This is a genomic window from Falsirhodobacter algicola, assembly GCF_018279165.1.
GTDB classification, from domain to species: domain Bacteria; phylum Pseudomonadota; class Alphaproteobacteria; order Rhodobacterales; family Rhodobacteraceae; genus Falsirhodobacter; species Falsirhodobacter algicola.
Genome location: NZ_CP047289.1, coordinates 1546431 through 1572417, shown reverse-complemented (window position 1 = coordinate 1572417; position 25987 = coordinate 1546431). Strand labels below are relative to the sequence as shown.

Genomic DNA, 25987 nt, shown 5'->3' with positions numbered 1-25987 from the left:
TGCAGCGCAGCTTCCCCAAACCGGCCATCGGTGGCATCGCGCAGCATGATCTAGCTCGAGAGCGTCCGGAATGCGGACCTTTCTGACGTTCGCTGCGCATGCAGCGTTGGTTGCGAGCAGCGGCACCTCTGCGCAGGAAGCTGCCAGTCAAAATCGCCCAATCTCTGGTTGCCCCTGAATACAGTCAGCGGCAAGTCATCACCGCGTCGAGCGTAGCGGATCGACGCCATCGTCCCAATCTGACTGCGGGATTTCCTCGGCTGAGGCCACGATCAGCTTCTTCAATCGGCCCTCTTTCGTCTCTACGCGCTGAGTGGTCATTCGCACTATGCCACAGCGCCCTGCCGAATATTGCTGCATGCTTTCGATCAGGATGTTCTTCGTCCCTGCAAAGGGATCGGGGCTAAGGCTAAATGCCACGGTGCTATCTTCGTCAGGGTGATAAAGCCTGCCGTTGCCGGTGAGGAGGTTAAATGAGGTCACATTGGTGTCGAGGTAATAGAACTCGTCTTTGAGACGCGCTTCGAGATAAGACTTGGTTTCTGTATCCATCACGACCAGATCGGTTCTCTTGGCCCGGAGATAAACGGTGGTGGCGGTCTTTCCAATCGCCGCATGCCCACGGGTCAATGGGGGTTCAATACGATGCACAACCTTTTGCAAGTCATCCTCGTTCAGCTTCCTGAAGTATTTTTGCGCTCGCGCAGGAACGTCGCTGGCCACGCCTAGCGCAGAATTGAAAACATGGCCTATCAGGGCGTTGATATAGGGCGTAGCACTGTTGACTGCCCAGCCACCCAATATGAGCGAGATGAATGGGTTGTCTTGAACAAGGATGTTCAATTCATAGAGGACGCTCCCTCGCTTGGGAGGCGAGATATAGACTTTGCATGCACGGGACAGATCGCCGCGCTGGCGGATTTTGCCGGTGACGCCAAAGTTCAGCGTTATCGACAGTGCCCAGATGATCCCCTCCAGAGATTGAGCAGCGGGATAAGCCTCCAACTGGTGCCGGTCGGCGTCGCCACCCTCAAATTTAAGCTTGTAGGTGATAAGGATGGGATCGCGTTTCATTCGAACCTCAAAATCTTTGATACTTTCACCGCGTCACACCTTCGATCAGGGCAATTTCCTCTCGAAGCCTCCTTGCTCTCTGGAGGCACCATTCCGGGCGATGGTAGAAAAAGCAAGACTCGCTTGACTATATCGGGACGCGCTACAACCTGAAGTATAAGCGCGCCCGGAACGGAATATTGTCGCCATCCGATTTCGAACGGCAGCTGAAATTGAGACACGAGGGCGTAGAAGCCCGTTGCTGTCCGCTGAGGGCTGGGAGCGGACGAATGCATCCGCAGCGAAGCTCCGGCTCGATCTCGGTAAGTTTGGGCTCGGAGCAGACCTTCGCGGTGGGCTGGCTTGATGTGGTATACTGTGTCACCAACATGAGGTTGGTGTCGAGGCTGGGCGAGGAGGTTGGAGGACAGAACATGCCGACTGCCAACTTACCTGCCATCCGCGCTTGCCGCCCTGCCTGGAACAAGGGGCGCCTGATCGGTCAGAAACGCCCACTTTTGCCGAAACATGTCTGGGCCATCCGCGTTCGCCTGGAGATCGCCGGGAACCATCGCGACCTTGCCCTCTTCAACTTGGCCGTCGACAGCAAGCTCCGTGGCTGCGACTTGGTGAAACTAAAGGTCGTCGACGTCTACGCTTCCGGCCAGGTCAAGGAACGTGCATCGATCATTCAAAGCAAGACCCAACGGCCGGTCTAGGTTTGAGATCACGGAAGGAACGCGGAAATCGCTATCGCGCTGGATGGAAGAGCCGTTGATGGTCGGCTCGGAATTTCTCTGGCCGGGCCGTTTCCATGAGCGCCTGCACATCTCGACACGGCAGTACGCTCGTCTCGTTCGGGATTGGGTGTCATCCATCGGCCTGGACCCCACATCCTACGGAACTCACTCCATGCGCCGGACGAAGGTCGCGGAGATCTATCGGAAGACGGGGAACCTGCGCGCCGTTCAGCTTCTTCTGGGACACACCAAGATGGACAGCACGGTCCGGTATCTGGGCGTGGACTAGAAGACGCGCTTGCCATCTCCGAAAGTGTTGAAATCTAATGGACCGGGCCGCCGTTACTGGCGGCCCTCAGCCGACCTTCGTGCCACGTCGAACTGACGGCCGCTACCAGCCCGGAAGCGGCCATACCCTTTAGGTACTTAGAAAGGCAGCATCTATTCGCTGCGGTATGAAACAGACGGCAGCTCGGCAGCAACACTCGGTGCACAGAATTGAAGTACTAGCTGCAAGGGTGAATGCAAAAATCAGAAGGAAGGAGCCAAATCTCCTTGAAACCGGCGTGGCCAATCCGCACAAATTCATTCAATAAATGAGCGGCACGCTCAGGTACCTAGCCAAGGACGACATTGATGAAGATCGAATCGAGCGACACCAACGTAGAACGTCTATTCACATCGGATTTCTTAGTCATCCCACGCTTTCAACGCCCCTATTCTTGGGACGACGAGAACCTTGAGGACTTCTGGAATGATGTTGTGCAAGCTGAAGGTGAAGACTACTTCATTGGCTCCATGGTGCTCTACCAGTCAGGCCGACAACAGTATGGGGTGGTCGATGGCCAGCAGCGCTTAACCACAATCACAATTCTTCTGTGCGTCATCCGCAATGCGTTCCAACAACTAGGTAGCGAAAACCTAGCCAAGGGGCTTCACGCACTTATTGAGCGGGGGGACCGAGACAGTGTCAATCGTTACGTCGTAATGACGGAAACATCTTACCCCTTCTTCGCTGAAGAGATTCAGAAATTTGACGAAAAGGACTTTGAGACAGAACCTCAGAGGGAAGAAAAGAGGCTTCAAGCTTCTTACAACTTCTTTGAAAAGAGGGTTCTGGGCATTCTGCATTCAGTGGACATCGATAGCGCTATATCGAAGGATGACAAGCTAGAATCGAAAATCACGCGACTGAAGGAATTGCGTGATTCGGTTCTGTTCTTGAGTCTAATTAGAATTGAGCTGGACAATGAGGATGACGCTTACCTCATCTTCGAAACACTGAACACGCGCGGCAAGGACCTTGCACTATCCGATCTTCTGAAAAACCACTTCCTAAAGACAATGAAAGGAAAGGGTTCTGTGGATAGCGCGAAGGAACTTTGGAATAAAATTTTGTCTACCATAAACGGGAGTGAAGTAGACATAGACCCTGATACGTTCTTCACACATTCGTGGTCTTCCAAGTTTGAGGCTACGACACAGCAAAAGGCCTACAAGAAAATAAAATATGCCGTGAAGGCGAAGAATGCCAAAGACCAGCTCAAAGGATTCGTGACTGACTCGGAGCACTACGTTGCCATTTTCAATCCTGAGCAAGGTTGGGGTAAGAGCCAGAAAGAAATAATTGCCTCCCTGAGGGCAATGAGAATTTTCAAGATTAGCCAACATACACCGGGCGTTCTGTCTCTAGTACGAGCTACCAAGAGCGGGTTGATAAGCGAAAGGACCTTAAAACGTGCACTCAAAGCTATTGAAGACTTTCACTTTCTGTTCACCGCTGTGACATCCTCACGGTCTTCTGGCGGCATCTCTGCTATGTATTCTTCATTTGGGCGGAAATTATTCGAAGCAAGCGACTCCAACGCGGCAGGAGTTATTATCAATGATTTAATTGACAAACTCGAGGAAAGAAAACCTTCGCTATCCGAATTCCTAGCGGGTTTCGAGCAATTAACATTCACAAGCCAGAACACCAAGCAGTCAAGCCTGGTACGGTACATTCTCCAAAAACTTGCCAAACACCAAAAACTCACCTTCTCCGATGATGCCGCCGACCTGACGATTGAGCATATTTATCCGCAGACCAAGATAGATGGCACCTGGACCGCTGATATTGTTGGCAGCTTGGGGAATTTGATTCTTCTGACGCAGAAGGACAATGGCAAACTCAAGGATGACGACTTCGAGAAGAAGGTTGTGGTTCTGAATGCAATAAACAGCTCTGTTCCCGAAGACGTCCTCAATGCACCAGATTGGACTATAGAGCGAGTTCAGTCTCGAACTAAGGAACTGGCCGAAACCTCTTATAATGAAATATGGAAAATCAAGTGACTTTGATTGGTGTTTTGACTAGGGGCAATATCCTTTCTTTACTTGCATTTATCTAGAGCGTCGGGTTCGGGTTGTCCGAACGACTTTTCAGAAGCCGCAATATGCACATAGTGGACATTTGGGGCTGCCCAGACTGCAAGAGCGGTGAAGGGCAGCTGATACAGCAAAGTGTGAGCGCACCAGCTCCAAGACCTCGCAGTCGCAGCGACCGGCAGGAACCGTGGGCTGCGCCACGGCAAAAACGTTCGCTGGCTGCATCAAGCGGCCGAGTTTTCAAAGGACGCTTCTGCGCAGAGCCGCCGCTCGTCCAGAGCGCAGCGAATGACGGTTTCCCGCCCATCGTGTCATCCAGGCGGGTGCCGTCGTGCTGCGGCTCGCTTGAGTGACCGCATACTGCCGACAGTGAGCGTAGGCCATACCAAGAACAATGCGCGTTGGAAGCCGTGCAAGTCCACCTCATCGGCCATGCTGCTTCAGAAGCGCGGCGTTCGTAGCTCACAGAGGCGACCAGCGCCCTTCCAGACCCTCCTCGACGTGCTTCTGCCAAGCCGCTTCGTCCCGCTCATACTGCTCGTACCGATCTTCGCCATATGCCTCAGCGTCCGGCGGCGCCGGGATGTTCTCCGGATGGAACTTGTACACCATCTCGCTGGCGACCACCTCATCGACCAAGCGCTTGTCTATCGTGAGTCCGCGCTCCTGCGCATAGCCGATCGTTTCATTTATGATCTTCTCCTGCCTCGAAAGGGGAATGCCCTTGTAATCGGTCAGGAGAACGCGAAGCATCCAGATCGTCGTGGAAACGACCCGCTCGTACCCCTCGCTTGACGGGCGGCCGGTCAGGATCTCGTTCAGATCAACCCCGGTGTACATGTTGAGGCGAACCAGCGCTTCGGTCGGGATCGATCGCTTCCCGCTTTCATAGGCGTAGTAGCTCCGTGGCGTGATATCCATCATCTCCGCCATCGCAGTCTTGGTGAAGCCGCGCTTCTTCCTGAAGCGTTCGAGGTTAGCGTGAGGTTCCACCGCGAGCGCGGCCGCCAGGGCTTCCTCCTGGCTTTGGGCTTCCTCCTCTTCCTCGAAACCACGGGCATACTCGTCTGAGTCGATCGGGGGAAATTTGAACGCCATTATCACGGCCTCGCAGGATAGGAACGAATGTTCCGGTAATTGTGCCTGAAAAAAGAAAGGCTGTGAAGCCGTGCATTTGGCTGGTAGCATCAACCCGACAGCGTATGAAACCGGAGGCGCCGATGTCGGAACTCTTGATGGAAGGGAAAACCCCGGAGAACTGGGCGAAGCAGTTGCTCGAGCACGGTGTGCGGGTGTCGCCGCGCCTCATCCGCACGAAGGCTCGGGAGACCGGCAACTACTACCAGCTTGGCAACCTGATGCTCCTGTCTCCGGAGCAGATCGAGGCACTGCTGATGCCGGGGCGGCCTTAGGCTGACCAGAGAGCCTGAGGAGGCGAAGATGGCGGCAGAGAAGGCACGCATCACGCAATCCGAGCTGACCCGATACCTGAAGGCGTATCGGGATGCCGGGATCCCCATCGGGCGTTCAGAGATCAGCCGTGATGGCACCGTCGTCATCTACACGGCCACGCCGAAGACGCAGCAGGAGAAGAACCCATGGGATCAGGCCTGAAGCGCAGCCGCCAGTATCCCGGCGCGACTTCCTATTTCGACCGCCACGGCAAGCGCCGCTGGCGCTTTCGCAAGGGCGGCTTCTCGGTCGAGCTTGGATCGGAGTATGGCTCAGAGGATTTCATCGGGCGATACGAGGCTGCGCTGGAGGGGCACCGGACGCGCGGCGGCGTTGGCGCGGGCCGTGCGAAACCGGGCAGCGTCGAGTTGCTCGTCTTAAAATGGTACCGGTCGCAGGACTTCCTGGCGCTCGAGGCATCGACGCAGCGCGTTTACCGCGGTGTGGTCGAGAACTTCCGCCAGCAGCACGGCGACAAGCCTGTGCATCTGATGCAGCTCCGTCATGTGCAGGACCTTCTGGCTGCCAAGGCGGACACGCCGGCAGCCGCCAACAACCTGCGCAAGAGGCTGATCCAGCTTCTGGACTACGCGATCACGTTGGAATGGCGGACCGACAACCCGGCACGCGCCACGAAGCCCTACAAGGTCGCCACGGAGGGCTTCCACACCTGGACTGAGGCAGAGATCGCGCAGTTCATCCGCGTGCATCCGCAGGGAACCGAGGCCCACACCGTGATGACGCTCATGCTGTATACGGGCGCTGCGCGTGTCGATGCCGTGCAGCTCGGACCTTGGAACATCAAGGATGGCCGTTTCCGATACCGCCGCCAGAAGACCAAGAAATCAAACGGCCAGCTGATATCGATTCCTCTGCACCCGGATCTTGCCTCGGTCCTGGCCACCTTGGCGTCGGATCGGCCTTTCATATCCACCAGCCGCGGCACGGCGCGCTCGGTCGGCGGCTTGGGCAACCTCATGCAGCGCTGGACCAAGGAGGCAGGATTGCCCGCCTGCTCGTCGCACGGCCTGCGAAAGGCCTGCGCACGGCGGCTTGCAGAGGCAGGTGCCACCACGAACCAGATCGCGGCAGTGACCGGGCATAAATCGCTGGCGCTCGTGCAGCACTACACTGCTGCGGCGGAACGCGAAGGACTGGCAGATACAGCTTTCGAAAAGCTGATCACCCGTCCGAACGGAGAACAAAACTTGGCGAACCATTCTGGAAGGTTCGCCAAGACGACGAACAAACCAATGAAAGAAAAAAGATAATGATGACAAATGGTGACCCCGGCAGGATTCGAACCTGCAACCTGCCCCTTAGGAGGGGGCTGCTCTATCCAGTTGAGCCACGGGGCCGCCGTCTTCTCTTGTGCGGGGAAACGGGGCGGGCCGCAACCCCGCTTGGACATGGTCGCAGTTGCATGTAACAACGGGAAAACACTTCCGGAGCGTGACATGGCCGACCAGCGCAGACCCCTGACATTGCGTGACGTGTCGGAGGCGTCCGGCGTCAGCGAGATGACGGTCAGCCGTGTGCTGCGCAACCGGGGCGACGTCTCTCCGGCCACGCGGGAACGGGTGCTCGATGCCGCGAAATCGCTGGGCTATGTGCCCAACAAGATTGCGGGCGCGCTGGCCAGCCAGCGGGTGAACCTCGTCGGGGTGATCATCCCTTCGCTCTCGAACATGGTCTTCCCCGAGGTGCTGGAGGCGATCTCGGCGGTGCTGGAGGATACGGGGCTGCAACCCGTCTTCGGCGTCACCGGCTACCGCGCCGAGAAGGAGGAGACCGTCATCTACGAAATGCTCTCATGGCGGCCGTCGGGGCTGATCGTCGCGGGGCTGGAGCATTCGGACGCAGCGCGGGCGATGCTGGGCAATGCCGGCGTGCCGGTGGTGGAGATCATGGATGTGGACGGGCCGGTGATCGACACGGCGGTCGGCATCTCGCATGCGCGGGCGGGGCGGATGATGGCCGAGGCGATCCTTGCGGCCGGCTACCGCCGTATCGGTTTCCTCGGCACGCGGATGGCGGGGGATCACCGGGCGCGCAAGCGGCTGGAGGGGTTCCGCAGCGCGCTGGCCGATGCCGGGGTCGAGGTGCAGGACAAGGAGTTCTACGAGGGCGGCTCTTCGCTGGCCAAGGGGCGGGAGATGACGGCGGCGATGCTCGCCCGGTCGCCCGATCTCGATTTCCTCTATTATTCGAACGACATGATCGGGGCGGGGGGCTTGCTCTATTGTCTGGAGCAGGGGATCGACATTCCGGGGCGGATGGGCCTTGCGGGGTTCAACGATGTCGATCTGCTGGACGGGCTGCCGATGCGGCTCGCCACCATGGATGCCTGCCGGTTCGAGATCGGGCGCCAGGCCGCCGCGATCGTGGCGGGCCGCCACCCCGAGGGGATCATCGGCGGGGAGATCGTCGCGCTGACGCCCCGGCTCAACCCCGGGGACACGATCCGCTAGGGCCGGAATTCGGACAATCGGCGGAGGAGGGGGCGCACCGCCCCGTCCCAGTCGCGCCCGGCCATGTCGGCGCGGGCCTGCGCCGACAGCCGCCGCACCAACCCACCATCGCGGCAAAGTTCGGCAAGGGCGGACATCGCCTCGGGCAGCGTATGGCTTTGGGACAGGACGATGCCGTTCTGCCCCTCGCGCACCACTTCCGTGACCGCGCCCGCATCGGTCACCAGCGGGACGACCCCGGAGCGCATCGCCTCCAGCACCGTCAGGGACAGCCCTTCGTGATGAGAGGGCAGGAACAGCACATCCGCCCATTCGAGCGCACCGGCCAAAGCCTCGGGCGTGCCGAGGGGCGGTTCCAGCAGCGTCCGAAGCGCGGGGGGTAGATCCACCCCCTCGGCCATGGCGGCGGGCTGGCCGGCGATGCGCCATTCCACCGGAAGGCAGGCGCGGCTGGCCTCCAGCACGGGGATCAACCGGTCGATGCCCTTGCGCCGCTCCAGCGGGCCGAGGAACAGCACCCGCAGCGGCGCGGTGGGCGCGCGGGCGGCGCGGCGCGCGGCGATGCGGGCCTCCGCCCCCGGCGGCAGGGCAAAGCCCGGCGCGTTCGGCACGGGGACGATCTTCGCCTCCGGCACGCCCATGCCGTGACACCAATCGGCCAGCCGCTGCGAACAGGGCAGGATCAGATCGTAGGCATCCTCGAAAGCGAGGCCGAGATAGGTGTTGCCGATCATCCGCTGGAACGGGCTGCGGTCGCTGTGATGCAGCGACAGGGCGGTGCGCACGCCTATCGCCTTCAGGCGGCCCATGACGCCGGCGATGGCGCCGCCATGGACGTTCACCACCAGATCGAGCCATGCCAGCATCGCCGTCGCCTGCCGCTGATCGCCATGGCGGGACCATTCGGTGATATCGGTCCCGAAGAAGCGGCTGCTTCCGTCATCCCACGGGGCAAAGGCCGGATCGGCGAGGAAGGTCACGCTGTCGAAGGCCGCCCGCCATTCCGCGCCATAGGGGCAGGACTGGCCGTCGATCACGAAAAGATGGGTCCGCTGCCCCGCCTGCCGCAGGGCACGCGCCGCATTCCGCGCCGCGCGTTCGATGCCCGCCGTATCGTTGAGGGACAGGATGAAGCCGATATCCCGCCCCTCCCGCGCCAGCCGCGGATAGGGCGTGCCGAGCCCGGTGGAGATCTGCGCGATGGCATGGGTGCGCGCGCGCCACGGAATGCCGGGCTGGCGCCATTCCCATTCATGCTCCATCGCGGCGCGATAGGGAGAGGCGCGGTAGCGCGCGGCCAGCGCCACGAGGTCGTGGACGGTGCTATCGAACGCGCCGCCGGGCGGACACAGTTCGTAAGGCAGGCGCAGGCAGACCGTATGCAGCGGCAGCGCGCAGGGTTCGGCCGCGATCCCGCCGATCCAGTTGATCGACGGTGCGCGCATCGCCTCGGTCATCACGCCGGGGCGCAGCATCACGAGCGCGGCGCGGGACGGGCGCTGGCCGTCGATATTCCCCTCGGACCAGTCGAGCCGGTCGGCGGTCTGCGGCTCCATCTCCAGCGCGGCGAAGGGCGCATCCTCGAGCCGCCGCTCCAGCCACCAGAGCGTCGAATGCAGCAGCCCCGCCCCGCGCAGTGCCGCCAGAACCGGGCCTGTCGTCACGACGGTGATGGGTGGGGCGTGATGGCGGCTGCTGCCGGTCTGGGTGCGCCACCACATCGCCTCGTAATCGGCATGGCGGATGCGGCGGGCATCGGAGGCGTCGGGATCGACCGAGAGCAGCACCTCGTCCCGGTCGGTCAAAAGGATGGCATAGCGCGGCGCTTCGGCCTGTTCGGCTGCGGCAAGGCCGCGCGGGCTGAACAGCGCCGCGTGTTTGCGGCGCAGCTCGCGGCGGATCGCCTCGCCCTCGCGATCGGACCGGGCCAGCATGCTTTCGGCGCGTTTGCGATACAGAAAGCCGAAGCTTTCGATGTTGCGCCCGCGAAAGCCCGCCCCGGCGGCGCTGAGAAAGAAATCCCAATCCTCGAACCCCGCACGAAAGGCGGTGTCGAAGAAGATCCCCGCCTCGAACACGCAGCGGCGGATCAGGCTTCCGGCCTCGCAGGTGTTCATCACGGTGTGGATCAGCCGGGAATACTCGCCCCCGTAATCGCCGGCCCAACTCATCCCGAACATGTCGATATTGGGGTGGATCCAAGCGGCGTCCGGGTGGGTGTCCAGCGCGGCCATCGCATGGGCCAGCGCGTCGGGGCGCAGGCGGTTGTCGGCGTCCAGCATATAGACCGCCTCCACCGAGGGCCACGCGGCGAGAGCGTAGCGGATGCCGTGATTGCGCGCATCGCTCAGCCCGCCATGGGGTTTGCGCAGATAGGTGATCCGCTCGGGCGCGGCGCGGGCATGATCGCGGCAGGTGCGGTCCGTTTCGACCTGCGGGCAGCCGTCATTCACCAGAAGGATGCGGATGCCGAAGCCCGCGCGCTGGCTCAGGACGCTTTCGATCGCTTCGGACAGCAGGACGCAATGGCCGTGAACGGGAATGACGACCGCGATCCGCGGCGCGCCGAGGGCCGGGGCCGGGCGGATCAGCAGCGGGACAGGGGCGTTCATCATGGCGTTCCCCTAATGCAGCAGGCCGATATCGGCGAAGGTGGACCAGCCGAAGGCGTTGGAGGTCTGCCCCGCCGGAAGCCGCGTCATGAGGTAGATGTCATGCGCCTCCTCCAGTGGGGCGGGGGGCAGGATATGAAGCTGCCCGGCCTCTTGCGGGGCAAGGCAGACCCAGCCGGAACAGTGGCCGGGCGCGATCTCCGGCAGGCGCCCCGGACTGCGCGGACGCAGCCGGGCGGGGGCCAGGCACATCCGATATTCCACCGGGGGCGCGTCGGGATGGCGCGTCTGGATGCCGGCGAAGGCATGGGACATTCCGGGCAAGGCGGCCCCCGTCAGCAGGCCGCAGGCGGCGGTATCCGGCAGGACATGGACCAAAAGCGCCTCCCCGCCCTCCACCGGGGGGAGGGGGGCGAAGGTGCCTAGATCGAGCGCCGTCATCAGATGCGCGGGATCGACCCGGCGCAGGCGGCTTTGCCCGCCGACGGGCAGGACGGCATCGACCGCCACCGGCGCGCTGACCCCCGCCACCCAGCGCCACAGCCGCAGGGCGGGAATCGTCTCCAGCCGCCTGTCGCGCAGGCGGCCGTGGAAACGCGGATCGGGATGGTGCAGGGCGACGGACAGGGCGATGTGCCCCTCCCCCTGATACCCGACGGCGATCATCAGCCCCACCGGGTCCGGGCCCAGCGCCCGGTCCAGCGCAAATCGCAGCCAGCCGCGTTGCAGGCGCGCGGCCGGAACGCTCCAGATCGCGAGGGTGTCGTGGGTGTCGGGGCTTTGCAGGCTCAGCGTCAGGACACCGCCGGGGCGGGCCGGAACCTCGGCCAGATGCAGGGCGATGTCGCTGAGGCCGCTGCTGCGGCCGGGCAGGCGCTGGATCAACTCCTCCCCGCCCATCAGGGGGATCGGGCGCTGGCCGGACAGGGGCGAGAGCGTCATCGCCAGCGTGCGCGGCTGCGGGCCGTTGTGGTGCACGAAATCTTCGAGATCGCGGAAGCAGGTCTGCGTCGTGTCATGCTGCTGCCGCAGCACCGACAACTCGCGCATCAGGCGCGTGGCGCGGGCGGCGCCTTGGCGTTGCCCGTCGTCCAGCCGCACGATCACCCATGAGAGGAGTTCCGCCCGGTCCGTGGCCACGGCTTCGGCAAGCGGAAGATCGAAGCGCGCACGCCACAGCGCCTGCACTCGTGTCAAACAGTCCCGCCCCGACGCCGAAAGCGGCAGCACGCCAAGCGCCCGCAGCATCGCATCCTCGGCCGAAAGGGGGGTGTTCGCGGCGCGAAAGGTGGTCTCCCCGCCCTCATCCTCAGCCACGATCAGCGCCACGGGAAGCGCCAGTGCCTGCGCCGCCGCCAGATCGTCCGGCGCGACGATGAGAGATGAGAACGGCGCGGCGAGGGGTCCAGTCACGGAAGGGTTCTTCGATGATGTGAAGGGGTTTCTTACCTCTTCGTTAACGAAAAACCCTTAACGAAACATGAATCCCCCCCGTCAGGAGGCCTGCAGAAGCGCGTCGATCTTGGCCACCGCGCTGTCCTCGTCCTCTTGGTAGGAGATGGTGTCCGCAAACTCCCCATCGCGGTCGAACAGCATCACCTTGGAGGTGTGGGACATGGTGTAATCGCCATCCTCCAGCGGTTCGCGCTGGGCAAAGACGCGGAAGGCATCCTCGGCCTTCTTCACCTCGTCCGGCGTGCCCGTCGCGGCGATCGCGCCCGGCAGCCACGAGACGTAATCGCTGAGCATCGGCAGCGTGTCGCGTTCGGGGTCCACCGTCACGAACAGAATGCGCAGATCCTGCGCCTCGTCGCCCAGCCGTTCCTGCCAGCCCATCATGTCGCCCAGCGTCGTGGGGCAGACATCGGGGCAATGGGTGAAGCCGAAGAAGACCGCCGTCACCTGACCGGGCAGCGATTCCTGCGTGAACTCGGTCCCTTCGGTCGTGGATAGGACATACTCGCCCCGGCCGATGCCATCGGCCGCGCGGGCGTTCATCTTGGGCGCGATGACGAAGATCCAGATGGCGGCGATGAAGAGCGCGGCACCGGCGATGCCGGCAAGAACGCGCAAGGATCCGGTGGTCATGGTGTTCTCCTTCTGGTCACGGCACCATCGCGCCGGGGCGGCGCGGTTGCAAGGCCTGGGCCATGCGACCGCATGCCGCCCTTAGGGATAGGCGCCCGCCCCGAGTGCGACCTGCAGCGTCGCCCAGTCCACCGCCTGATCGCGGATCGCATCGGCCAGCGACAGCCGCGCCGAGGCGAGCGAGCGGTCCGTGTCCAGCAGGTCCAGAAGCGACAGGGCGCCGGCTTCGAAGTTCTGCTGCGACAGTTCCAGCGCGCGGGAATAGGAATTGACCGAACGGTTCAGCAGCGAGACCGTCTGCCCGTCGCGGCGCCATGTGCTGTTGGCGTCCTGCACATCCTCCACCGCTTCGAGCACGGTCTGACGCCACGTCACCTCGGCCTCGCGGGCGGTGGCGGCGGCTTCGTCGCGCGTGGCGATCAGCTGCGGGCGGTTCAGAAGGGCCAGCGACAGCGACGGCCCGAAGCTCCAGGAATTGCTGCCGCCTTCGGTGACGGAGCCCGACAGCGTGACGGACGGATAGAGCTGCGCCGTGGCATAGCCGAGATCGGCGACCGCGCTGGCATATTCCCGTTCCGCCTGCCGCACGTCGGGACGGTTGCGCACCAGATCGGCGGGGATGCCGATGCCGCCCGCATCATGCGGCCGCGGCTGCGGGGCACCGGCCTGCATCCGCGTCACCAGCGGTTGGGCGGGTTCGGCCAGCAGCGTCGCGATGGCGTAGATGTTGGACAGGAACTGCGCCTCCAGTGCCGGGATGTCGGCACGGGCATTGTCCAGCAGCGCCTGCACCTGCGCCTCGTCGAGTTCGGTCGCCGCGCCCGAGGCGCGCTGATTGCGCGTGATCTCCAGCGTGCGGGTGCGGGTGTCGATGGTCTGGCGCGTCAGTTCCAGCGCGTTCTGGGCATAGCGTGCGTCCAGATAGGCCCCGATGATCGACGACAGATAGGCAAGGCGGCTGACGCCCATCCCCGCCTCGGCGGCCCCAAGATCGGCGACGGCGGCCTCGCGCTGGCGGCGGACCCGGCCGAAGAGGTCGATCACGAGATCGGCCGACAGCGTGGACGACGTGTTGTAGGCCGCGGCGCTGCTATCGCTGCCCGACCGTTCGCTGGTGGTGCTCAGATCGCCGCTGATGGCATCGCTGACGCCGGTCTGGCGCAGGCTGGCGCGGGCGGCTTCGATCCGCTGGTTCTGGGCGGCGAGGTCGAGGTTCTGCGCCAGACCCCGCTGCACCAGATCCGTCAGCATCGGATCGTTGAACTGCGTCCACCACTGGCGCTTTGCCACCTCTCCGATCGAGGCGGCGCTCGCCTCGTTGAAGGTGGAGGCGACGGGCATGCTGGGCGTTTCGTATGTCGGGCCGACCGCGCACCCTGCCAGGGCCAGAGCGGTCAGAAGGGGCAGGGTACGGCTCATGCGGATTTCCTTGCGAAGATGCGGCGGACACTGACGAAGAAGGCGGGTACGAGGAATATGCCAAGCGCGGTGGCCGCCGTCATCCCCCCGAGGACACCGATGCCGATCGCGTTTTGCGCCCCGGCCCCGGCCCCGGTGGCGGTGGCCAGCGGGACGACGCCCAGAATGAACGCGAAGGAGGTCATCAGGATCGGCCGCAGGCGTTGGCGCGCGGCCTCGAGCGTGGCGTCGATCAGGCTTCGGCCCTGACGTTGCAGATCCACCGCGAATTCCACCACCAGAATGGCGTTCTTCGCCGCAAGGCCGATGGTCGTCAGCAGGCCCACCTTGAAATAGACATCGTTCGCCTGTCCCATCACCAGCGCCGCCGCCAGCGCCCCCAGCACCCCGACGGGCACCGCCAGAAGAACCGCGACCGGAATGCTCCAGCTTTCATAGAGCGCGGCAAGGCACAGGAACACCACCAGCACCGAAATGGCATAGAGGAACGGCGCCTGATTGCCCGACAGACGTTCCTGATAGCTGAGCCCTGTCCACGCCGAGCCGTAGCCCCCAGGCAGTTCGGAGACCAGTTCCTCCATCCGGGTCATGGCCTGCCCCGAGGATACGCCCACCGCCGGATCGCCCGTGATCTCGATCGCCGAAGAGCCGCCATAGTGATCGAGCGTCGCGGGGATCGTGTCCCAGCCCAGCGTGGCGAAGGAGGAGAAGGGCACCATCTCGCCATCGGTGTTGCGGGCGCGCCAGCGATAGACGTCGTCCGGCTGCATCCGGAAGGGCGCGTCGCCCTGCACGATCACCGGGCGCAGATCGGCCCCCATCTCGAAGTCGTTCACATCGCGGCCCGAGAAGATGATGCTGAGCATCGCGTTCACTTCCGACAGGCTCAGCCCGAAGCTCTGGGCCTTCTGGGCGTCGATGTCGATGCGCAGGGCGGTCTGGTCGCTGTCCTCGTTGCCCTGAAGGCCGGTGACGCTGCCATCGGCCGTCGCGGCGGCCACCAGATCGTTCGCGGCCTTGCGCAGCGCGGTCTGGCCCAGACCGGACTGGTCGATCAGATACATGTTGAACCCCGAGGAGTTGCCCATGCCCGGAATGGCCGGGGGCTGCGTGACGATCAGACGCCCCTGCCGGTTGATCTCGCGGAAATGGGCGTTCGCCCGCTGCGCCACCGCCGAGGCCGAGAGTTCGGGATGGCCCGCGCGTTCGTCGAAATCCTTCAGGCGGACGAAGACGATGCCGGCATTCTGGGAGTTGCCCCCGAAGCCGAAGCCGAGCGCGGCGAAGGTGGAGGCGACGGCGTCGCCCTCCTTGTCCAGAAGGTAATCCTCCACCTTGCGGACCACGGCGTCGGTCTGCGTGCTGGTCGATCCTTCGGGCAGCCGCACGATGACCATCAGAAGGCCCCGATCCTCGTCCGGCAGGAAGGAGGAGGAGATGTTGCTCGCCATGCTCCAGATCAGCCCGACGACCACCGCAAGCGCCGCAAGCGCGGCGAAGGGACGGCGCAGGATGCGGCTGTTGGTGCGCACATAGCCGCGGGTGAACCGTTCGAACCCGCGGTTGAACCAGCGCGCGGCGGCGTTGCCGCCATCGTGCCGGCGCGGGCGCAGAAGCGTGGCGCACAGCGCCGGCGTCAGCACCAGCGCCACCAGCACCGACAGTACCATCGCCGAGATGATCGTGACCGAGAATTGCCGGTAGATGATGCCGGTCGATCCGCCGAAGAAGGCCATCGGCAGGAACACCACCGACAGGATCATCCCGATGCCCACCAGCGCGCCGGTGATCTGGCCCATGGATTTCTCCGTCGCCTCCACCGGGCCGAGGCCGTCCTCCTCCATCACCCTTTCGACGTTCTCCACGACGACGATGGCGTCATCGACCAGAAGGCCGATCGCCAGAACCATCGCGAACATCGTCAGCGTGTTGATCGAATAGCCCAGCACCGACAGGATGCCGAAGGTGCCCAGCAGCACCACCGGCACCGCCAGCGTCGGGATCAGCGTGGCGCGCCAGTTCTGCAGGAAGATCAGCATCACGATGAAGACGAGGACGATCGCCTCGATCAGCGTATGCTCGACCTTCTCGATCGACAGCTGCACGAAGGGCGAGGTGTCGTAGGCGTATTCGATGTTCACGCCTTCGGGGAAGGCGCCTGCCATCGCATCGAGGGTGGCGCGGACATTCGCCGCCGTCTCCACGGCGTTGGCGCCGCTTTGCAGGTTCACGCCGAAGCCCGCCGCCGAATGGCGCGAGAAGCGGCTGTCGCGGCCGTAATCCTCTTGGCCGATCTCCACCCGGGCGACATCGCCAAGGCGCACGGCCGCGCCGTCATCGCCGGTCTTCAGCAGGATGTTGCGGAATTCGTCCACCGTGGTCAGCTGGCTCTGGGCCGTGATCTCGGCGGTGAACTGCTGTACATCCGATGTCGGTTGATCCCCGAGAGAGCCGACCGTGACCGTGCTGTTCTGCGCCGAGACGGCGTTCGTCACGTCCTGCGGCGTCAACTGGTACTGCACCAGCCGGTCGGGATCGAGCCAGATGCGCATGGCATAGCCCGAACCGAAGATGTTGATGCCCGACACCCCCGGCGTCCGCTGGATCGGCCCTTCGACCGTCTTTTCCAGCATGTCGGCCAGTTGCAGCGGGGTGAAACGGTCGTCCGAGCTGACCAGCGCGCCCACCATCAGGATCGAGGTGGTGGACTGGCGCACCGTCACGCCGTTGTCCTGCACGGTGTCGGGAAGCTGGCTCAGCACCCGCGACAGCTGGTTCTGCACATCGACCTGCGCATCGTCGCCGTCCACGTCGTCGTCGAAGATCATCGTGATCGACGAGCTTCCCCGAGAGGAGGCCGAGGTCATGTAGAGCAGCCCGTCGAGGCCGGTCATGGCATCTTCGATGACGGTGGTGACGGAGTTCTGCACCGCCTCGGCGGATGCGCCGGTATAGCTGGCGGAGATGCGGACCGTGGGGGGCGACACCTCGGGATATTGCGAAATGGGAAGGGTGGAGATCCCGAGCGCGCCGAACAGCATCGTAACGATCGCGAGAACCCAAGCGAAGACGGGGCGGTGAATGAAAAAGCGTGCCATCAGCCGTCGACTGCCGTGATGACGCCGCGGTCGCTGATGGTGACGGGCTGGGTCTTGATCTCCGCGCCCTCGGTCAGGTTGTCGAGGTTGTCCACGATCAGCTTCGTGCCATCCTCGAGGCCCTGCGGCACGATCCACGCGGTCGGGGTGTTACCGATGGAAGAGAGCGTGACTTGATGGGCATGCCCGTCCTCGCCCACGGTCCAGACCCGGAGCGAGCCGTCCGATTGCAGATCCGCCGCAAGCTGCGGCACGAGGAAGGCGTTGGCCGTGCCCAGCGTCACCGCCGCCCGCACGAACATGCCGGGTAGGATCAACTGCTGGGGATTGCCGAACTCCACCCGGATGCGGACCGTGCCCGTCGTGGTGGACACGGTGGAGGAGATGGCCCGCACCGTGCCGGTGCCGTCATAGACCTCGCCATTCTCCAGCGTCAGGGCGATCTGAAGCTGATCGCCGGCCTCCATGTCGCCACTGGCGATGCGGGCCCGGAATTGAAGCATCCGCGCGCTCGATTCCGACAGATCCACGAAGATCGGGTCCAGCGTCGTGACCGTGGTCAGCGCATCGCTCTGCCCCGAGGTGACGAGATCGCCGATGGAGACATCGGGAATGCCCGCCACTCCGTCGATCGGGCTGGTGATGGTGGTGCGATCGAGGTTGATGCGGGCGGTTTCCTCGGCGGCCTCGGCCTGACTGATGGCGGCGCGGGCCTGCAGCAGCGTGACCTGCGCCTGATCCAGATCGGCCTGCGTCACCCCGGTGCCGGCAAGGCGCTGATAGCGTTCGGAGGTCGCTTCGGCGGCGGGTAGGGCGGCACGGGCGCTTTCGAGCTGGGCCGCAGCGGAATCGAGATCGGCCTGATAGGTGCGGGGGTCGATGCGGAACAGCGGATCGCCTGCCGCCACTTCCGATCCCGAGTCATAGAGGATTTCGGTGACGAGACCATTCACGAGGGGACGGATCTGCGCCTCGCTGCGGGCGGCGGCCTGTCCGGTCATCGGCACGGTCACGGGAACCTGATGACGCTCCAGCGTCGTTATCCCGACGGAAAGCGGCCCCTGCGGGCCACGGGGGCCGCGCTGCTGCGCCCCGGCGGCGGTCGCAAACGCACATATGATGGCCACTCCGGCGGCGATCCGGCCCCATGATCTCATTCGGTCGTCCCTCGCTTTGGCGCATGTTCCCGCTCTTAATACGGGTATGCGGGCAAATTCCGTCGTGTCAAATGCGCGCGCTCGGCGATGTCACGCCTTCTTGATCGCCGTCGTTTCTGTTCCCATGTGCGGCAACTCGCGCTAGAAGCATGAAAACCGAAGAAAAGCGGAGTTGCCGATGCGTATGGCCGATGTGGTCCTCAAACCCATGCATCCCGAAGGGTGGCGTTTCGTCGGCATCTTCGCGGTCGTCACGCTGGGACTGTTCTTCCTGTGGGAGCCGCTGGGCTGGCTTGGCGTCGTTCTGACGGTCTGGTGCTATTACTTCTTCCGCGACCCTGTCCGACAGGTTCCGCTGGACCCGGATCTGATCATCAGCCCGGCCGACGGCATGATCTCCCTCATCGAACCGGCCATTCCGCCCGCCGAACTGGGCATGCCGGCCGAGCCGCGGATGCGCATCTCCATCTTCATGTCCGTCTTCAACGTCCATGTGAACCGCGCGCCCGTTTCGGGGCGGCTGGTGAAGATGGCCTATCGACCGGGCAAGTTCTTCAACGCATCACTCGACAAGGCGTCCGAACATAACGAGCGCAATTCGCTGCGCATCGCGCTGGAGGACGGGACCGAGATCGCCTGCGTGCAGATCGCGGGCCTCGTGGCGCGGCGCATCCTGCCCTTCGTAGCCGAAGGGGAGATGCTGACGGCCGGGGCACGGTTCGGGCTGATCCGCTTCGGCTCGCGGCTGGATGTGTACCTACCGCCGGGGACCGAGCCGCTGGTGGCCGTGGGGCAGACCATGATCGCCGGCGAAACGGTTCTGGCCGAGCTTGGGGCCGGTGCGCAGCGGCTGGCGCGGACGGACTGACATGCCCGAATCCCGCAGCCGCCGCCTGACGTTCCTGCAACTCCTTCCCAACATCATGACGCTCGGCGCGATCTGCGCCGGCATCACCTCCATCCGCTTCGCCACCGAGGGGCGGGTGGATCAGGCCATCGCACTGATCATCCTTGCCGCGATACTCGACGGACTGGATGGCCGCGTGGCCCGGATGCTCCGCTCCGAGAGCCCGATCGGGGCCGAACTCGATTCCCTTGCCGATTTCGTCAATTTCGGGGTGGCGACGGGGCTTCTCGTCTATTTCCCGCTGCTGCATGGCGAAAGCCGCCTCGGCTGGGTGGCGGTGCTGATCTATGCCGTCTGCTGCGTGATGCGGCTGGCGCGGTTCAACGTCGGGGTCAAGACGCCCGATGCCGGGGCGGCGCCGGGATATTTCACGGGCGTTCCCTCGCCCGCCGGGGCGCTCTTGGCGCTGCTGCCCATCGCGCTGGACCGGGCGCTCGTCGGGATCGAGGTCGCGCCCGCGCTGGTCGCGCTGTGGCTGGTGGTGGTGGGGCTGCTGCTGGTCAGCCGCATCCCGACGCCCTCGCTCAAGCAGTTGCGCATCCCGCGCGAGAAGTCCCGCTATGTCGTCATCTGCGCGATCGGCTGCATCGCGCTTGTCTTCACCTGGCCGTGGGAGGCGCTTTTGGCGGCCGATCTGGCCTATCTGGGCGTGATCCTGTGGGCCATCCGCACACGGGCGCGTCATGAAAAGCCGGAGGGCGCATGAAGGCCGAAGCCGTCACCACTTCCTACCGCCGATGGGCACCTGTCTATGATGCGACCTTCGGGCGTGTGACGCAGGCCGGTCGGGATCGCGCCGCCCGCCATGTCAGCCAGCGCGGAGGCCGCGTGCTGGAGGTCGGGGTGGGGACCGGCCTCGTGCTGCCGCTCTATGCCCCCGAGGTGCGCGTCACCGGCATCGACTTTTCCCATGACATGCTGAAAAAGGCGCGGGCGCGCGTGGCCGAGCAGAAGCTGACCCATGTAGAGGCGCTGCATCAGATGGATGCCCAGCACCTCGATTTCCCCGATGACAGCTTCGACACCGTGACGGCCATGCATGTGCTCTCGGTGGTGCCTGATCCGGCCCGTGTACTGGATGAGATGGCGCGGGTCTGCCGCCCCGGCGGGCAGATCGTCATCGTGAACCACTTCTCCGCCACGCGCGGGCCGATGCGGCTGGTGGAAAAGGCGATCGCCCCGCTGGAGGATCACCTCGGTTGGCAATCCGTCTTTCCGGTGGAAACGATCACCCGCCATGCCCGTCTGCGCGAAGTGGAGCGGGCGAGCCTGCCGCCCCTTGGCCTGATGACGTGGCTCGTGATGGAACGGCTCATGTCCTGAAGGGCGGCCGCCCCCGCAGGGGCGGCACGCATCAACCGGCCAGCAGCGCGGCATTGCCGCCGGCGGCCGTGACATCCACGCACAGATGCCGTTCATGTGCGGCATGCGCGATGTCGGGCTGCGCGGTCAGCAGGGGGATGATCTCCCCCTCTCGGGCGGCAAGGGCGCGGGCATAGGCGCGGCCCGGCTCCTCTTCCCCCCACCACAGCGCCGCCGAGAATGCGCCGATCCCGTCCAATGCGGCGGGCGCGAGGCAGCCATCGGCGACGACCGCAGTGCCGCCAAGCGCCTCCACCGCCTCCCGCTGGGCCTCGGCGGCCTTCGGGCCGGGCCCGAGGCAGAGGATCGGCGCGCGGCTGTGCAGCGACAGGCGGTTCAACTCCCCGGTCGGGCCGGGCATCAGACGCTCGTGCAGCTTGCGCGGCCGGGCGGCGGCGAGCGCGGTGCGCAGGCGGGCCGGATCGGCGGGGGCGGACCATGGCATGGCGCCCGCGCCCGGTTCGGGCGCAAAGAAGCGCGGCAGATAGTTCGGCCCGCCCGCCTTCGGCCCGGTGCCCGACAGCCCCTCGCCGCCGAAGGGCTGGCTGCCGACGACGGCCCCGATCTGGTTGCGGTTCACATAGGTGTTCCCCACATGGACCGCGTCCGTCACCTCCTGTACGCGGGTGTCGATCCGGGTGTGCAGGCCGAACGTCAGGCCATAGCCGCGCGCGTTGATGTCCGCGATGACGCGGGGGATCTCATGGCCGCGGAAGGTTGCGACATGCAGCACCGGGCCGAAGACCTCCCGGTCCAGATCGGCGATGCCGTCCACCTTCAAGAGCGTCGGCGCGACGAAGCAGCCGCCCTCCGGTGCCGGAACGCGGTGCAGGACGCGGGGGGCGTTGGCCTCCAGATAGGCCTCGATGCCCGCCTTGGCCCGCGCGTCGATGACCGGGCCGACATCGGTGCGCAATTCGCGCGGGTTCCCGACATGCAGCTCGTCCATCGCGCCCCGGATCATGGCGATCAGATGGGGGGCGATGTCCTCCTGCACATAGAGGCACCGCAGCGCCGAGCAGCGCTGCCCCGCCGACCGGAACGACGAGGCGACGATGTCGCGCACCGCCTGTTCGGGCAGGGCGGTCGAATCGACGATCATCGCGTTCAGCCCGCCCGTCTCGGCGATGAGGGGGGTGCCGGGGGACAGGTGCTTGGCCATGTGCCGGGCGATGGTCTGCGCGGTGGCGGTCGATCCGGTGAACACCACCCCCCCGATCCGCGGATCGGAGGAGAGCGCCGTGCCGACCACCCCCCCGTCGCCGGGAACGAGCTGAAGCGCCGCCGCCGGAACCCCAGCCTCGTGCAACAGCCGAACGGCCAGATCCGCGACGAGGGGCGTCGCCTCGGCGGGTTTGGCGATCACGGCATTGCCCGCCATCAACGCAGCGGCGATCTGCCCGGTGAAGATCGCGAGAGGGAAGTTCCACGGGCTGATCGCGGCGACGATGCCGCGCGGGGCGCGCGTCGCCCCTTCGCCCTCGGCGGCGTAATAGCGCAGGAAATCCACCGCTTCGCGCAGTTCGGCGATGGCATCGCCCAAGGATTTGCCCGCCTCGCGGCAAAGGATGTCGAAGATGCGGGCGTGGTGATCCTCGAACAGATCGGCCGCGCGGCGCAGGGCGGCGGCGCGCTCCGGGGCGGGGGCCTGCCAGATGCGGGCGGCGCCGATCGCCCGGCCCACCGTTTCGGCATCGGCCATCAGCGCATGGCCGATCACCGCGCCGGTGGCAGGGTTGGTCACGGCGCGGCGGGTGCCGGTAGCGGGGCCGATCATGCGCGGGGCGACATCCTCGGCCGGAGCTTCCGGTCCGGGCTGGATCGCCGCCAGCGTCCGTTCGTCCGAGATGTCGAAGCCGGTCGAATTGCGCCGCCCCTCGCCGAAGATCGCGTCGGGCGCCACGAGTTGCGAGGGCACATGCGCATCCGGCAGCAGGGCGAAGGGGTCCTGCGCCACCTCTTCGGCGGGGATGGAGGTGTCGACGATCTGGTTCACGAAGCTGCTATTGGCCCCGTTCTCCAACAGGCGCCGCACCAGATAGGCCAAAAGGTCGCGATGCGCGCCCACGGGGGCATAGATCCGGCAACGCCCGCGCGTTTCCTTCAGGACGATGTCATGCAGCCGTTCGCCCATGCCGTGCAGGCGCTGGAACTCGAACGGCACATCGCCGACCATTTCGAGGATGGCGGCCACGGTCTGGGCGTTGTGGGTCGCGAATTGCGGATAGATGCGGTCCGCATGGCCGATCAGCTTGCGGGCATTCGCGATATAGCTGACATCGGTCGCGGTCTTGGAGGTGAAGAGCGGGAAGGCGGGGTGCCCCTCCACCTGTGCGCGCTTGATCTCGGTATCCCAATAGGCGCCCTTCACGAGGCGGACCATGATGCGCCGGTCCAGCCGCGCGGCCAGCGCGTGCAGCCAGTCGATCGTGGCCCCGGCGCGTTTGCCATAGGCCTGCACCACCACGCCGAATCCGTCCCATCCGGCCAGCGAGGGGTCCGACAGCACCGCCTCGATCACCTTCAGCGACAGCACGAGGCGGTCCTGCTCTTCGGCGTCGATGTTCAGGCCCATATTGGCGGCCTTGGCGGATTGCGCCAGCCGCAGCACCACGGGCACCAGTTCGGCCATGACGCGGGCCTCCTGCGCCACTTCGTAGCGCGGATGCAGCGCCGACAGCTTGATGGAGATGCCGGGATTGGTCTGCACCGACCCCTTGGTGCAGGCCTTGGCGATGCGGGCGATGGCGGCGGAATAGGCCAGATCGTAGCGGGTGGCATCGGCGGCGGTCATCGCCGCCTCGCCCAGCATGTCATAGCTGTAGGTGAAGCCCTGACGCTCGCGGCTCTGCGCCCGCTCGATCGCGGTGTCGATCGTCTGGCCCAGCACGAACTGACGGCCCATCTCCTTCATGGCGCGGGACACGGCGCTGCGGATCACCGGCTCTCCCAGACGGCGGACCATGCGGCGCAGGGTGCCGGCCTGATCGTCGTCCAGCACCTTGCCCGTCAGCATCAGCGCCCAAGTGGAGGCGTTGACCAGCGAGGAGGTCGCCTCGCCCAGATGGCGCCCCCAATCGGACGGCGCGATCTTGTCCTCGATCAGCGCGTCGATGGTGATGCGGTCGGGCACGCGCAGCATGGCCTCGGCCAGGCACATCAGGGCCACGCCCTCGCGGGTGGACAGGCCGTATTCGGCTAGGAAATGCTCCATCAGGGTGGGCTTGGCTTCCTGCCGGATGCGGCGGACCAGCCCGGCCCCGCGCGCGCTGATCCGCGCGCGGGTGGCATCGTCCAGATCGGCCTCGGCGATCAGCGCGCGCAGGATATCGCCCTCGTCGCGGAATTTCGCATCGGTGGAGAAAATCGTCGTGGTAACACTGGACATGGCGCATTCCTTGTTCGATCCATGGCCTGTAGCAGATCGCACATGGGCGGTGGGATCATTGATGCCCGCTGCGCTAGGCGAAACGCCCATTTTGGAAGGCTGTTTCAGATGGAAGAGAAGCTGGACGGATACGACCGCAAGATCCTTGCCGAACTGACACGGAACGCGCGCATTCCCATCGCCGAACTGGCGCGGTCGGTCGGCCTGTCCAAGACCCCGATCGCCCACCGCATCCGCCGGATGGAGGAGATGGGCCTGATCACCGGCTACCGCGCGATCCTCTCGCCGCTGAAGCTGGGCCTGACCCATGTCACCTATGTGGAGGTCAGCCTCGCCGATACGCGCGAGCAGGCGCTGCAGAAGTTCAACGAGGCGATCCGCGCCGTCCCGGAGGTGGAGGAATGCTACATGATCGCGGGGGGCTGCGATTATCTGGTGAAGGTCCGCTCGCGCGATATGGCCGATTTCCGGCGCATCATGGCCGAGAAGATCTCGGTCCTGCCGCATATCCACAACACATCGAGCCATGTGTCGATGGAGGCGGTGGTGGAGCAGACCTACACCACCCTGTAGGTGGCCCGCCCCGATGGGGGCGGGCGGCGGGGCTCAGCCCTCGAAGGGGCGGTCGCCCTCGGCGTCGCGGATGCGCGTGGGCAGGCCCATGCCGTTCAGCAGCGTCAGGAACGGCTTGGGGTCCAGCTCTTCGACATTGACCATGCGCGCCACGTCCCATGTGCCATTGGCCACGAGGATCGCGGCGGCCACCGGCGGCACACCGGCGGTGTAGCTGATGCCTTGGCTGCCGGTCTCGTTGAAGGCGTCCTTGTGGTCGGCGACGTTGTAGATGAACGTCTCGACTTCGGCGCCGTCGCGGGTGCCTTTCACGATGTCGCCGATGCAGGTCTTGCCGACGTAATCGGGGGCGAGGCTGGCCGGATCGGGCAGCACGGCCTTCACCACCTTCAGCGGCACGACCTCCAGCCCCTCGGCGGTGGTTACCGGCTGTTCGGACAGCAGGCCGAGGTTCTTCAGCACCGTGAAGACGTTGATGTAGTGATCGCCGAAGCCCATCCAGAAGCGCACATCCGCCTGCGGGTAGTTGGCCGACAGGGAATGCACCTCGTCATGGCCGGTCATGTAGGCCTTCTGCTTGCCCACCACCGGCAGATCGAATTCCTGCCCGACCTCGAACATGGCGTTCGACTGCCATGCGCCGTTCTGCCACGAATAGACCGTGCCGGTGAATTCGCGGAAGTTGATCTCCGGGTCGAAGTTCGTGGAGAACCAGCGCCCGTGCGATCCGGCGTTGATGTCCACGATGTCGATGCTGGTGACGCTGTCCATCCCGTCCGCCGCAAGCCGGGCGTAGGAGTTGACGACCCCCGGATCGAAGCCGACGCCGAGGATCGCCGTCACCCCGGCCGCGGCGCAGCGCTCGCGCCGTTTCCATTCGTAGTTGCCGTACCACGGCGGCGTCTCGCAGATCTTGGCCGGATCCTCGTGGATCGCGGTGTCGAGATAGGCGGCCCCCGTCTCGATGCAGGCCTCCAGCACCGTCATGTTCACAAAGGCCGAGCCGACGTTGATCACGATCGCGGCGTCCGTCTCGCGGATCAGGGCGGCGACGGCGGCGCTGTCCATCGCGTCCACGGCATGGGCCTCGAACACGCCCGGCCCTTTCATGGAGCCTTTCTCGTTGACCGACGCAAGGATGGCCTCGCATTTCGCGACCGTCCGGCTGGCGATGTGCAGATCGCCCAGAAGATCGTTGTTCTGCGCGCATTTATGCGCCACCACTTGCGCGACGCCGCCGGCGCCGATGATCAACACGTTCCGTTTCACTTCGAACCGTCTCCTTCAAGGACAGAGGGAA

The 25987-nt window shown here is 64.7% G+C and carries 19 protein-coding genes, 1 tRNA gene and 1 pseudogene; 10 read left to right on the top strand and 11 right to left on the bottom strand.

Going from position 1 to position 25987, the window contains the following annotated elements:
- Positions 1-198: 198 nt before the first annotated feature.
- Positions 199-1074, bottom strand: coding sequence for a DUF7946 domain-containing protein (locus GR316_RS07900; RefSeq protein ID WP_211783411.1), 876 nt, complete (start codon positions 1072-1074; stop codon positions 199-201).
- Between the two features lie 413 nt (positions 1075-1487).
- On the opposite strand from GR316_RS07900, the pseudogene GR316_RS07895 reads away from it, so the two are divergent.
- Together GR316_RS07895 and GR316_RS07890 are read left to right on the top strand one after the other, a co-directional pair.
- Positions 1488-2120, top strand: a pseudogene (locus tag GR316_RS07895) (tyrosine-type recombinase/integrase).
- Between the two features lie 309 nt (positions 2121-2429).
- Positions 2430-4127 (top strand): DUF262 domain-containing protein, encoded by a 1698-nt coding sequence (locus tag GR316_RS07890; protein WP_211783410.1) that lies wholly within the window; start codon positions 2430-2432, stop codon positions 4125-4127.
- A 495-nt stretch (positions 4128-4622) separates the two neighbouring features.
- On the opposite strand, the gene GR316_RS07885 is transcribed toward GR316_RS07890, so the two are convergent.
- A complete protein-coding gene (locus tag GR316_RS07885) occupies positions 4623-5258 on the bottom strand; it encodes a helix-turn-helix domain-containing protein (protein WP_211783409.1) in 636 nt (211 codons plus the stop codon).
- Positions 5259-5380: 122 nt separating this feature from the next.
- On the opposite strand from GR316_RS07885, the gene GR316_RS07880 reads away from it, so the two are divergent.
- The 3 genes from GR316_RS07880 to GR316_RS07870 are packed head-to-tail and all read left to right on the top strand — an operon-like array spanning position 5381 to position 6883.
- Entirely contained in the window at positions 5381-5572 is a 192-nt protein-coding gene (locus GR316_RS07880; protein ID WP_211783408.1) for a hypothetical protein, read from the top strand.
- A 28-nt stretch (positions 5573-5600) separates the two neighbouring features.
- The gene (locus GR316_RS07875) at positions 5601-5774 is read left to right on the top strand and encodes a hypothetical protein (RefSeq protein WP_211783407.1); all 174 of its coding nucleotides are present in this window, start codon (positions 5601-5603) and stop codon (positions 5772-5774) included.
- Entirely contained in the window at positions 5759-6883 is a 1125-nt protein-coding gene (locus GR316_RS07870) for a tyrosine-type recombinase/integrase (RefSeq protein ID WP_211783406.1), read from the top strand. Before GR316_RS07875 ends, GR316_RS07870 begins: the two co-directional genes overlap by 16 nt.
- Before the next feature lie 10 nt (positions 6884-6893).
- Here GR316_RS07870 and GR316_RS07865 read toward each other — a convergent pair.
- Positions 6894-6970 (bottom strand) — tRNA-Arg (locus tag GR316_RS07865).
- 99 nt (positions 6971-7069) lie between these two features.
- On the opposite strand from GR316_RS07865, the gene GR316_RS07860 reads away from it, so the two are divergent.
- On the top strand, positions 7070-8083 hold the full coding sequence (locus GR316_RS07860; RefSeq protein WP_211783405.1) for a LacI family DNA-binding transcriptional regulator: 1014 nt from the start codon (positions 7070-7072) through the stop codon (positions 8081-8083).
- Here GR316_RS07860 and GR316_RS07855 read toward each other — a convergent pair.
- The 6 genes from GR316_RS07855 to GR316_RS07830 form a co-directional block, all read right to left on the bottom strand.
- Positions 8080-10698, bottom strand: coding sequence for a glycosyltransferase (locus GR316_RS07855; protein ID WP_211783404.1), 2619 nt, complete (start codon positions 10696-10698; stop codon positions 8080-8082). The genes GR316_RS07860 and GR316_RS07855 overlap by 4 nt on opposite strands.
- A gap of 9 nt (positions 10699-10707) precedes the next feature.
- The gene (locus GR316_RS07850; RefSeq protein WP_211783403.1) at positions 10708-12108 is read right to left on the bottom strand and encodes a DUF6212 domain-containing protein; all 1401 of its coding nucleotides are present in this window, start codon (positions 12106-12108) and stop codon (positions 10708-10710) included.
- An 81-nt stretch (positions 12109-12189) separates the two neighbouring features.
- Positions 12190-12783, bottom strand: a complete 594-nt coding sequence (locus GR316_RS07845) for an SCO family protein (RefSeq protein ID WP_211783402.1) — start codon at positions 12781-12783, stop codon at positions 12190-12192.
- Positions 12784-12864: 81 nt separating this feature from the next.
- Positions 12865-14202, bottom strand: a complete 1338-nt coding sequence (locus tag GR316_RS07840; protein WP_211783401.1) for an efflux transporter outer membrane subunit — start codon at positions 14200-14202, stop codon at positions 12865-12867.
- On the bottom strand, positions 14199-17300 hold the full coding sequence (locus tag GR316_RS07835) for a multidrug efflux RND transporter permease subunit (RefSeq protein ID WP_211783400.1): 3102 nt from the start codon (positions 17298-17300) through the stop codon (positions 14199-14201). Before GR316_RS07835 ends, GR316_RS07840 begins: the two co-directional genes overlap by 4 nt.
- Positions 17300-18457 (bottom strand): efflux RND transporter periplasmic adaptor subunit, encoded by a 1158-nt coding sequence (locus tag GR316_RS07830; protein ID WP_211783399.1) that lies wholly within the window; start codon positions 18455-18457, stop codon positions 17300-17302. Before GR316_RS07830 ends, GR316_RS07835 begins: the two co-directional genes overlap by 1 nt.
- A gap of 178 nt (positions 18458-18635) precedes the next feature.
- On the opposite strand from GR316_RS07830, the gene GR316_RS07825 reads away from it, so the two are divergent.
- From GR316_RS07825 to GR316_RS07815, 3 genes are read left to right on the top strand one after another with little or no spacing between them, the layout of a single operon-like run.
- Positions 18636-19325 (top strand): phosphatidylserine decarboxylase, encoded by a 690-nt coding sequence (locus GR316_RS07825; RefSeq protein WP_211783398.1) that lies wholly within the window; start codon positions 18636-18638, stop codon positions 19323-19325.
- Between the two features lies 1 nt (position 19326).
- Positions 19327-20070 carry a CDP-diacylglycerol--serine O-phosphatidyltransferase gene (gene pssA / locus GR316_RS07820; RefSeq protein WP_211783397.1) on the top strand — a complete coding sequence of 248 codons (744 nt, stop codon included), beginning with the start codon at positions 19327-19329 and terminating at the stop codon, positions 20068-20070.
- On the top strand, positions 20067-20687 hold the full coding sequence (locus tag GR316_RS07815) for a class I SAM-dependent methyltransferase (protein ID WP_211783396.1): 621 nt from the start codon (positions 20067-20069) through the stop codon (positions 20685-20687). The genes pssA and GR316_RS07815 overlap by 4 nt, the downstream gene beginning before the upstream one ends.
- A 31-nt stretch (positions 20688-20718) precedes the next feature.
- Here GR316_RS07815 and putA read toward each other — a convergent pair whose 3' ends face one another.
- Positions 20719-24114: a bifunctional proline dehydrogenase/L-glutamate gamma-semialdehyde dehydrogenase PutA gene (gene putA / locus GR316_RS07810; RefSeq protein WP_211783395.1), complete on the bottom strand. Its 3396-nt coding sequence runs from the start codon at positions 24112-24114 to the stop codon at positions 20719-20721.
- A 108-nt stretch (positions 24115-24222) separates the two neighbouring features.
- Between putA and GR316_RS07805 the strand changes: the two genes are divergently transcribed.
- Positions 24223-24687, top strand: coding sequence for an Lrp/AsnC family transcriptional regulator (locus GR316_RS07805; RefSeq protein WP_211783394.1), 465 nt, complete (start codon positions 24223-24225; stop codon positions 24685-24687).
- 33 nt (positions 24688-24720) lie between these two features.
- Here the strand turns inward: GR316_RS07805 and GR316_RS07800 are convergent, their stop codons facing one another.
- Positions 24721-25956: a saccharopine dehydrogenase family protein gene (locus GR316_RS07800; RefSeq protein WP_211783393.1), complete on the bottom strand. Its 1236-nt coding sequence runs from the start codon at positions 25954-25956 to the stop codon at positions 24721-24723.
- Between the last annotated feature and the right edge of the window lie 31 nt (positions 25957-25987).